The 8,331-nt window shown below is 41.2% G+C and carries 11 protein-coding genes and 1 pseudogene; 7 read left to right on the top strand and 5 right to left on the bottom strand.

Translation table 11 applies throughout. From position 1 onward, the window contains the following. From DBK98_RS22925 to DBK98_RS22945, 5 genes and pseudogenes are all read left to right on the top strand, one after another. Positions 1-981, top strand: coding sequence for a replication initiation protein (locus tag DBK98_RS22925; protein WP_032536519.1), 981 nt, complete (start codon positions 1-3; stop codon positions 979-981). A 28-nt stretch (positions 982-1,009) separates the two neighbouring features. Further along, the gene (locus DBK98_RS22930) at positions 1,010-1,210 is read left to right on the top strand and encodes a hypothetical protein (protein WP_005812761.1); all 201 of its coding nucleotides are present in this window, start codon (positions 1,010-1,012) and stop codon (positions 1,208-1,210) included. Positions 1,211-1,323: 113 nt separating this feature from the next. Further along, complete coding sequence (locus DBK98_RS22935; RefSeq protein ID WP_005812766.1) at positions 1,324-1,866, top strand: BfmA/BtgA family mobilization protein; 543 nt, start codon at positions 1,324-1,326, stop codon at positions 1,864-1,866. 10 nt (positions 1,867-1,876) lie between these two features. Next, positions 1,877-2,407 carry a hypothetical protein gene (locus tag DBK98_RS22940; protein WP_005812769.1) on the top strand — a complete coding sequence of 177 codons (531 nt, stop codon included), beginning with the start codon at positions 1,877-1,879 and terminating at the stop codon, positions 2,405-2,407. A gap of 202 nt (positions 2,408-2,609) precedes the next feature. Further along, a pseudogene (locus DBK98_RS22945) lies at positions 2,610-2,831 on the top strand (hypothetical protein); the annotation flags it as partial. Between the two features lie 527 nt (positions 2,832-3,358). Here the strand turns inward: DBK98_RS22945 and DBK98_RS22950 are convergent. Then, on the bottom strand, positions 3,359-4,216 hold the full coding sequence (locus DBK98_RS22950; RefSeq protein WP_032491447.1) for an IS5-like element ISBf6 family transposase: 858 nt from the start codon (positions 4,214-4,216) through the stop codon (positions 3,359-3,361). Positions 4,217-4,326: 110 nt separating this feature from the next. Here DBK98_RS22950 and DBK98_RS22955 point away from each other — a divergent pair, with 110 nt between their 5' ends. After that, the gene (locus tag DBK98_RS22955) at positions 4,327-4,839 is read left to right on the top strand and encodes a 5-nitroimidazole reductase NimE (RefSeq protein WP_005812773.1); all 513 of its coding nucleotides are present in this window, start codon (positions 4,327-4,329) and stop codon (positions 4,837-4,839) included. A gap of 198 nt (positions 4,840-5,037) precedes the next feature. Next, positions 5,038-5,451, top strand: coding sequence for a DUF6597 domain-containing transcriptional factor (locus DBK98_RS23705; protein ID WP_005812747.1), 414 nt, complete (start codon positions 5,038-5,040; stop codon positions 5,449-5,451). Here the strand turns inward: DBK98_RS23705 and DBK98_RS22960 are convergent. The 4 genes from DBK98_RS22960 to DBK98_RS22975 all read right to left on the bottom strand — a co-directional run bounded on the left by DBK98_RS22960 (position 5,363) and on the right by DBK98_RS22975 (position 7,879). Further along, positions 5,363-6,262, bottom strand: a complete 900-nt coding sequence (locus DBK98_RS22960) for a DUF5712 family protein (protein ID WP_005812749.1) — start codon at positions 6,260-6,262, stop codon at positions 5,363-5,365. The genes DBK98_RS23705 and DBK98_RS22960 overlap by 89 nt on opposite strands. Beyond that, complete coding sequence (locus DBK98_RS22965; RefSeq protein ID WP_005812751.1) at positions 6,259-6,861, bottom strand: BfmA/BtgA family mobilization protein; 603 nt, start codon at positions 6,859-6,861, stop codon at positions 6,259-6,261. Before DBK98_RS22965 ends, DBK98_RS22960 begins: the two co-directional genes overlap by 4 nt. Before the next feature lie 489 nt (positions 6,862-7,350). Next, positions 7,351-7,620: a Txe/YoeB family addiction module toxin gene (locus DBK98_RS22970; protein WP_032536520.1), complete on the bottom strand. Its 270-nt coding sequence runs from the start codon at positions 7,618-7,620 to the stop codon at positions 7,351-7,353. Continuing rightward, complete coding sequence (locus tag DBK98_RS22975) at positions 7,613-7,879, bottom strand: hypothetical protein (protein WP_005812757.1); 267 nt, start codon at positions 7,877-7,879, stop codon at positions 7,613-7,615. The genes DBK98_RS22970 and DBK98_RS22975 overlap by 8 nt, the downstream gene beginning before the upstream one ends. Positions 7,880-8,331 lie beyond the last annotated feature (452 nt).

The following is an 8,331-nucleotide window of genomic DNA, read 5'->3' on the forward strand; positions in this document are numbered from 1 at the left end:
ATGGCAATAGTAAACAAAGACCTTATCCAAAGTTATATTATGACTACTGCAAAATATGACTTTAACGTGTACGAAAAGCGTATCATTTATCGTCTTGTAGAAATGGCTCAAGGAGAGCTGCAAGGTATAAAGTTCGCTGATAACTGTCAGAAGATAGAGCATGATCTTTTCAGTTGCGTAAATATAACCATGCCTATTGCCTGCCTGCTTAATGGAGAGGACGACAAAAATTATGCAAGAGTAAAAGAAGCCCTACAGTCGCTTCAGCGAAAGATCTTTGAGTATGAAGATGATGAAATCTGGCAAAGTATATCTATCATAGCCTTGCCTTATATACGAAAACGTTCTTCAGTCTTGTCCTTTCAGGTGCACCCACGTGTATGGGACTGCATACTTGATTTCTCCAAAGGCTTCAGAAAATACGAATTGAAAGCTGCCATGAGCTTTAAGAGCCAGTTTTCAATGCGCTTTTATGAGTTGCTGAGCAACCAGAAAACTCCTCTGATATACTCTATAGAACAGCTAAAGGAAATGTTTTGTGTGGCAGATAAGTATGAGCGAATAAATGATTTCATGCGCAAAGTAGTAGAAGCTGCAAAAAAAGAGCTTGATGAAGTCAGCCCTTATACCTTTGAGTACACACCGCTCAAAACAGGACGAAAGATAACGGCCATAAAGTTTTATCCGGTATATCAACCAGAACATCGTGATAGCGATCTGGAAAAACACGACCTTCAAAAACAGACAGCTTTAAGCTGGTCTTTGGCTCCTGAAGTAAGAAGCTATCTTAAAAACTCGATTGAATTTTCAGATAAAGAGATTAAGAACAACCTGGATTTGTTTATATCAGCACAAACCTTACTCCCGGATTTACTTAACGAGCTTGCCATCCTAAAAGGGAAATCAAGGGAAAAGAAGAACCCCAAAGGTTATATAATCAATGCCATCAAGGGAAAAATTAAAGATAGAAAGAAACTTTGAATCTGTAACAAAATCAAAAAGCAACGATATGAAAGAAGGAGATTTGATTTTGGTATCTGCTGAAGCCACAGGCTTAGGCAAGCCAATGGAAGCCGTTATAGACAAGATTGAAACATTCATGGGACAAACCCTTGTAACGGTCACTTACACGCAACCTGATGCCTTATCCGGCTTCGGAGGGTGCTTTGTGGATTCTCATATCACTTTAAGCGAAGAAAAGGCCAAGTAACCTGAATATATTTCAGGAATATTCAGTATATTTACAGCATATTCAATTAAAAAGAAGTATAAAATCAGCATATCAAGCATATTATAAGCATATTTATATCAATCGGTTAAGGTATGACAGATAAAGTAACCATACAACCCAAAAGTAAGCCGGAAAAGACTACAATCTCAATAAGCGGAGAAACATCTGAACGGCTGGAGATATACTGCCGGGCAAACGGCATATTACGGAAAGAGTTCGTTTCTCTCGCCCTGGAATACTTTGAACGCACAGGTTTCGACCTGAAGAGTAACGCACTTGATTACTCCCCCTTGGAAAAGATCATCGGAGAATTGAATGAAGTAAAAGCGACCATGCAGACAAGCAATGAAGGAACAGAAGCGATTCGCCAACTACTACAGGCAGTCCGGGAACAGACCGCAAAACAGCTTCCTGCTCCAGAACTTATCGCAAAGGCAGCAGAAGAAAAGGTACGTGCTGAAATGAAGTCTGAAGAACAGGTTAAAGAGCTCCAGGTTCTTCAGGAAGAAAACGACCGATTGCGTAACGAAATCAAAGCCCTTCAGGAGTATAAGGAAAAGGCTCACCGAGAACTTTGCCGGGTACGTGATGAACAGAAAACTTTCGGGAAAATAAAAGTAAATACAGAGTTATAAAATATCAATTATGAAAAAGAACGAATTTAGAAAGGAATTGGTACTGATTTTAGTACTATTATGCACAACTATCGCATATGCACAAAAGAATGATTCGTCATTTATGGTTGCTCCTGCTGATAGCACAAAGGACATAAGCCTAACTCAAAGAGTTGATTCTCTTGAGCATGAATTATCATATATAAAATTATCGTATGAATTATATACACTTAACAACGATTTGTCTATATTTAATAACGATATAGGTGTCAGAACTAATGCAATACAAATAAATATCTATACACACAATTTTGATTATAAATTATACAAAGCATACAAAGACAATTACGAAGCAACCAAAGACAAACTACTATCATATCAAGATTTAATTGAAACAAAGAAAACTTATTTCTGGCTTAAAATTATTACATATCCTTATACTGAGGTTGAGAAGAAACTGCTATTGTCAAGTTATATGACAATTGATAAAGGATATTCCCAATTAGAGTCTTCATTAAAGCTCATGAAAATATGTCTTGATATGTACAAAGATTCTTTATAGAGTTATTCTTATTGACACAAAGAACCATACTCTCAGCTATAAAATTACATACCCATTCCAAAACCCCGGCTTCTTTCCCTGGGCTGGTCGAGTTCTTCCTCCTGTTGCTTCTTCCGCTGCGGTGCCTGATTGATTTCCGGAACTTGGGATATACTGTTTCCCTGTTGTTGGCTCTCTTCACGGCCTTGTTCCTGGTGCGGTGGCTCCGGAACTTATAGTCCAAGCAACAGAAGCAAAGGCGAAGGCAGAAAGTCTGGCTACAGAACGTGCCAAAGACCTTCAGCTCCTTCAGGAAGAGAACAACCGATTACGTAACGAAATCAAAATTCTTCAGGAATATAAGGAAAAAGCACACCGGGAACTTTGCCGGGTGCGTGACGAACAGAAAACGATAGGGAAAATAAAAGTAAATACAGAACTGTAACAGCCAGTCGGGTAGAAAATAGGTAGAAAAACGGCATGGTAAACGATTGGAACTTTGGCTCTTTTTTATAACTTTGTGGCTAACTATGGAGTACATTCCCATAGGACATATGTTAATAAATAAATAAATTCTATTAGGGCAAGTCTTTTTCCTCTTTCCCTCAGTCGGTGAGGACTGATAACCCCTTTTAGCTTTTATTTTATTGTTGTATTAGTATTTCAGTCTGTGAAGATATGAGGAAATACATGGGGGCAAGAGTGCCCCTTTTTTTTGGCAAATAAAAATGGCGACCGAAACCAGCCGCCATGTCCCATGCATTTCCGCAATGGGCTTGCCAGAGCCTACGCTTGAGTTCTACAAATATAAGCAATTCCGTTTTCTTCTGCAATTATAACGGCACAATACCGGGACAGTTTTGAGCAACTGGCTCCTGTAACTTTTTCCGGATATCTGCAAATTTGTTTTGTGAACGGCAAAAATTCTTTGTGAACAGCACTAAGTCCATACTCTCAGAATAAAGAAGTGATTTAAACTTTTTGTTTTCGTGAAATTTTCTTCAATAACAAGACTGCAAATGCCAAGTAATTCCAAGACATCCAACTTGAAACAGTTGTATCGAACCGGTTCAGTAGCGTCCTGAAACTGTCCATCCAAGCGTTGGTTCGTTCGATGGAATACCTTTCAGCATATAGTTCATCATCAACAAAGATGTCATCGGCATTTTCTCTCCGTTTATTGATGCAGATGTTTGCGATGATCTCTTTTTCACCCAGGAAACCACGTAAGACATCACAATCGAATCCGGCATCGGCATTGAGGAAAAGACCATCAACCCGGATATGGGATTTCTCAAGGTCGTTGAACATGTCACCGATGACCTTTTCTATGTCATGTACGTCATGGTGTTCGCCAGATTTCGGAGAAGACATGGCAATCGGAAGTCCTTGCCTGTCTGTCAGGTAGAGTGCGTTGGTCGTCTTCCGTTTCTTCCGTCCCTGGTATCCGACTTCTTCACCGCCACGGAGTGCAGCCGTGTGGCTCCCGTCCAAATCCACGCTGGACATGTCCAACTTATGGCGGTGTTTGTCAAGCAACCTGACCCACATGGATTTCCACTCGCCCGACTTGCTCCATTTGTTGTAATGATGATACACGGCACCATAGCTCAGTACCTTGCCGCTAAACAGGGCTTCCACAGGAAGGAACGCCCATTGACAACCGGTCTTCAACTTGTACAAGATGGCGTTTACCACCTCTATGAGACAACTTTGAGTGGCATAACCACGTTTTGCCTTGGAAAGATGAGGCAATATTTCATTTTTTATCGTATCTTTGTCGAGCATAGTGTACATTGGACTTTCACTATATATGAGTTTGGTCACCATAATATAGGGAACAATTCAATTTGTACGCTGTGCTTTAACATTTTGATACGATTTTAAGAGAATGAAATAAGTTTAAATCACTTCATTGTTTAATACTAAAGATCAGTAATATGTTCAGAGAAATGCGTCGTAAACGACAGTTGTTGCCACAAGAAGAGAGCGTGGCAATTCTTGAAAAAATGACAAACGGGACTTTAGCTCTCCACGGAGATAATGGCTATCCTTATGCCGTTCCTCTCAGTTATTTTTATGCTGATGGCAAAATCTATTTTCATTGCGCCAAGATAGGGCATAAGGTGGACGCTATTATGCAAAACAATAAAGTATCGTTTTGCGTTGTGGAACAAGACAATATTAAACCTGCCGAATTCACGACCTACTTTCGAAGTGTGATAGTCTTTGGAAAGGCCTATATTTTAACCGACGAAACAGAAAAACGTATGGCTATGACTTTGCTGGTGAATAAATATTCTTTCGGTGAGCCAGGTTTGTCTGATGAAATAGCCAAAAGCATCAACCATCTACTGATGGTAAAGATCGATATCGAACACATGACGGGCAAGGAGGCCATCGATTTGGTTAGAGAGAAAGAAAAGTTTTGTACTTCAGAGAAAACCTCTTGAAAAAACGATTTAGATGAGTACGTCGAGAGATTTAAGGAAAAGAGTATTTTTCTGTACTCACTAACCCTGCGGGTAACCGCATAAGACTTTATACCGACTAATATGTACCGATAAAAATATGGCTGCAAGTTATTTCATTTGCAGCTATATTTTTGCTCGTAATCAATAAGAAACGACAAAAAGCATTACCTTTGTAAAATGATTCAAGAGGGCTTCAAATTTTACAAGTCTTGCAAGGAGTTACAACCTTACGTCAGGTATTATTGGGTATTCAAAAGCAATCAACCGCTGAATACCCTTACTTTTCCGATTGGCTGTCCTCAAATCATTTTCCACAAACAAACACCGCTTTACATCCCAGAATTGAAAACTGCTCAATCAGAATTTACTATTAGTGGTCAGGTAAATTATCCTTCCCATTTATATGCGAATGGTAATGTAGAAATGATTGTAGTTGTATTCCAGCCATATACCCTAAAAGCATTCTTGAACTTGCCCATATCTTTATTGCACAATCAGAAAATCACATACCCATTCCAAAACCCCGGCTTCTTTTCCTGGGCTGGTCGATTTCTTCCTCCTGTTGTTTCTTTCTCTGCGGTGCCTGGTTGATATCCGGAACTTGGGATATACTGTTTCCCTGTTGTTGGCTCTCTTCACGGCCTTGTTCCTGGTGCAGTTCCTGAAGATCCCGGCTCCATTCGGCCTTCATCTTCTCAAGCCGTTCATGGTTCACACGTTCCGCCCATTCCTTTTTCTGGAAGATTTCTTTCGGGCTTCCGTTCTTCATGGTATTGAGATAGTCGAATGTCTGTTCCGGAGCCCGGTCATACCCTGTGCGCTTATCAAATGAGGTTTCACACTTTCGGAAAAAATCTGTTCTGTCAAAACCGCCCTTCACGTTTCCGCAGTTCTTCTTCCCGGTGTGGTTGGTCTTTGGGCTTAGCTTCCTGGTGTTGCTCCTGTCCTTCCGGCTGACAATGATATGTGCGTGCATGTCGTACCGGTCGGCTCCCTTCCTCTCGAAATGGATTTTTCCGTAATACTCGATATCCTCTTTGTTCAGACCTTTTCCGAACCCTTCCGCATAGTGCTGCATCACATCATCACGGACATACTTTCTCATGGCTTCAGCCTGTTCCTTCTCTGTCTTGCCCATTTTCTCCAGCTCCCGGCTGGAAGGGCTTACCGTGATCACATAGAACTTCGCATCGTTCCGGCTTAATTTTGCCTTGTTGTTGTCTATTTTGAAGGTTACTTCCTGTGCGCTTATGTAGTCACGTGAGTTATTGAAAAACGGCTGCACTTCCTGGCCGTTCTTCATGCGCTCCAGATCCTCATGCTGGAGGTAGGTCGTTACTCCTGTGCAGCTCCCTGTATTGGCATAGGTTCCGGAACCGCCACCCTGAATCTTTATGTTCATAGTCCCCTCCTTTCCTTTTCCCTCTCATAGACCTTGTTTATATCATCGAGCAGCCCGGTCTTTCCTTTTGCATCGAGGAAGGAAACAATATGCTTATAGGCTTTAATCTGTGCCGTTTCGCTGGCTTCTATCCGCTTGAAGATAATATCCTGGTTCTTCCTGATAGTTGAATCGGAATCCCGCACCGCCCTTTCTGTCCGGCCTATGGCCTTGCCGTTGTTGTCGGAACTGTTGATAATCTCGGCAAGCAGTTCCTTGTTCTCCTTCAGGAACCGCCTGAACTTTTCTTCCGAAAGTAAGGATGAAAGGCTTATGGTTATCTGTGTGCTGGCTCCGGCCAGAGCTTCACAAGCCGGACGCACAAGATCCGTTTCCTGTTTCTTCAGGAATGCGAACACCTGATCCATGCGCTTGATAAGTTTCTGCATTTCCTGTGCTGGGCTTTCATGCTCGACCGGGTTTATACCGTACTTCTCAAAGTAGTTTATAGCATGTGTAAGGAACTCCATTTTTGACACATTGTTTGCCTTGGCCAGACGGTCAAGTTTAGTAAAAGTAGTACGTTCTACTGCTACCGTTGTTTTGCTGTCTTTTTCCATGATATTATAAGGCTTATTATAATGAATTAATATACTAACTTATTGGTTTACAAGATAGTATATTTATTCATTATAACCAAATTATATTAGTATAATTTTCTAAATAACTGATTTACATCTAAAAACTCCGTAGGGCAAGAGGAAAAAACAGGGCTTGCCCGGTTTCCTCTTGCTGTTCTATCGAACACCCTCCCCAGCGCGAAATTAGCAAAGGGGACGGGGAGAGATAGAACCTATCCCACACACGTAAACACACACGAAAACCGCACGCCCGGTACACAACAGAAATACCCAACAAAACCGCACAACAGAACGTGTCCGGAACACCACAAAAACTCATCGGTCGGGGAGCGCCGCACGGCAAGGGGGTGTACCAACACTCCCGACGAGTGCAGCCGTTTGCTTGGATATATGATATAAGTTATTTTGATTCTGTCACAAATTCAAAAGGATTGCAGTATGTGCCGTTTCGGAACTTACTGCAATCCTTCATTTGTCGTCATAATGCCCCCAGGCTGAAATGATAAACACAATTACGGTAGTCTCGTTGACCATATACCTGATACGGTTCTTCTTGTCCAGCTGCCTTGACCAGACACCCTCCAGGTATCTCAACTGTTCCGGATGCCCTGTACCCGTGTACGGGTGTTCCCGGAGTTCATCAAGCAGCTTCTCCAGCTTCCTGAAAAGCTGCGGAGAGGATTTTCTCATCAACAGGACATGTTTTACCGCTTCTTTGGAAAATTCTATCTCATACATTGCCTTCGCCCTCTATACGGTTAAGAAAATCATCCAGAGACTCGTTTTTAGCCATTCTGAAGGTATTTCCGTTTCGGATATCTTCAATACCTCTCTGGATGGCCGCAAGTTCTTCCTTTGAAGGGAAATCACCTTCTCTGACTGCACACACCATAATAGGGGCTGCATTGCGTCTGGAGACCAGGATCGTTTCCGTCTCTGCCATTTCGAAGTATTTCTTCTGGTTGGCACGAAATTCGCGTGTTGTAACAATCTGCATAGTTCTAATATATTGGTTTACACTGCAAAAATAGGGATAAAAACCAATAAAACAAAAGTTTTGTGTACTTATTTGTGTACACGCGCGGAAAGTTCGTTCCTCAAAGAACGCTGCGCTGGCCTTTGCTTTGCTTTCACAAACATTCAAAAAGTCGTTTTTCACGGATTTGAAGGTCTGGAAGCCACATTCCGGCTAAAATTTTATGACTTGTTTTTAAGCATTACTTGTTATATGCTTATCGACTTCCGAAAAACATGCTTTAACAATCTGATAAACAGTAAATTACAAGCAACAACAAGAATCCAACTACGACTTTTTGAATACTAACTACGACTTTTCGAATACTATTTCAAAGTTTAACTACGACTTTTTGAATACTAATCACACAATCTACGACTTTTATTTGTTAAAGTCGTTTTTAATACTTATATTTGCACAAAACACTGATAATT

Source organism: Bacteroides sp. PHL 2737, assembly GCF_004115325.2.
In the GTDB taxonomy this organism is placed as follows: Bacteria; Bacteroidota; Bacteroidia; order Bacteroidales; family Bacteroidaceae; genus Bacteroides; species Bacteroides hominis.

Bases quoted from the DNA above. Each gene is read 5' to 3' on its own strand.
- DBK98_RS22950 (WP_032491447.1), bottom strand. From the start codon at position 4,216: ATGGTGACCAAACTCATATATAGTGAAAGTCCAATGTACACTATGCTC.
- DBK98_RS23705 (WP_005812747.1), top strand. From the start codon at position 5,038: ATGATTCAAGAGGGCTTCAAATTTTACAAGTCTTGCAAGGAGTTACAA.
- DBK98_RS22955 (WP_005812773.1), top strand. From the start codon at position 4,327: ATGTTCAGAGAAATGCGTCGTAAACGACAGTTGTTGCCACAAGAAGAG.
- DBK98_RS22965 (WP_005812751.1), bottom strand. From the start codon at position 6,861: ATGGAAAAAGACAGCAAAACAACGGTAGCAGTAGAACGTACTACTTTT.
- DBK98_RS22970 (WP_032536520.1), bottom strand. From the start codon at position 7,620: ATGTATGAGATAGAATTTTCCAAAGAAGCGGTAAAACATGTCCTGTTG.
- DBK98_RS22975 (WP_005812757.1), bottom strand. From the start codon at position 7,879: ATGCAGATTGTTACAACACGCGAATTTCGTGCCAACCAGAAGAAATAC.
- DBK98_RS22940 (WP_005812769.1), top strand. From the start codon at position 1,877: ATGAAAAAGAACGAATTTAGAAAGGAATTGGTACTGATTTTAGTACTA.
- DBK98_RS22960 (WP_005812749.1), bottom strand. From the start codon at position 6,262: ATGAACATAAAGATTCAGGGTGGCGGTTCCGGAACCTATGCCAATACA.
- DBK98_RS22925 (WP_032536519.1), top strand. From the start codon at position 1: ATGGCAATAGTAAACAAAGACCTTATCCAAAGTTATATTATGACTACT.
- DBK98_RS22930 (WP_005812761.1), top strand. From the start codon at position 1,010: ATGAAAGAAGGAGATTTGATTTTGGTATCTGCTGAAGCCACAGGCTTA.
- DBK98_RS22935 (WP_005812766.1), top strand. From the start codon at position 1,324: ATGACAGATAAAGTAACCATACAACCCAAAAGTAAGCCGGAAAAGACT.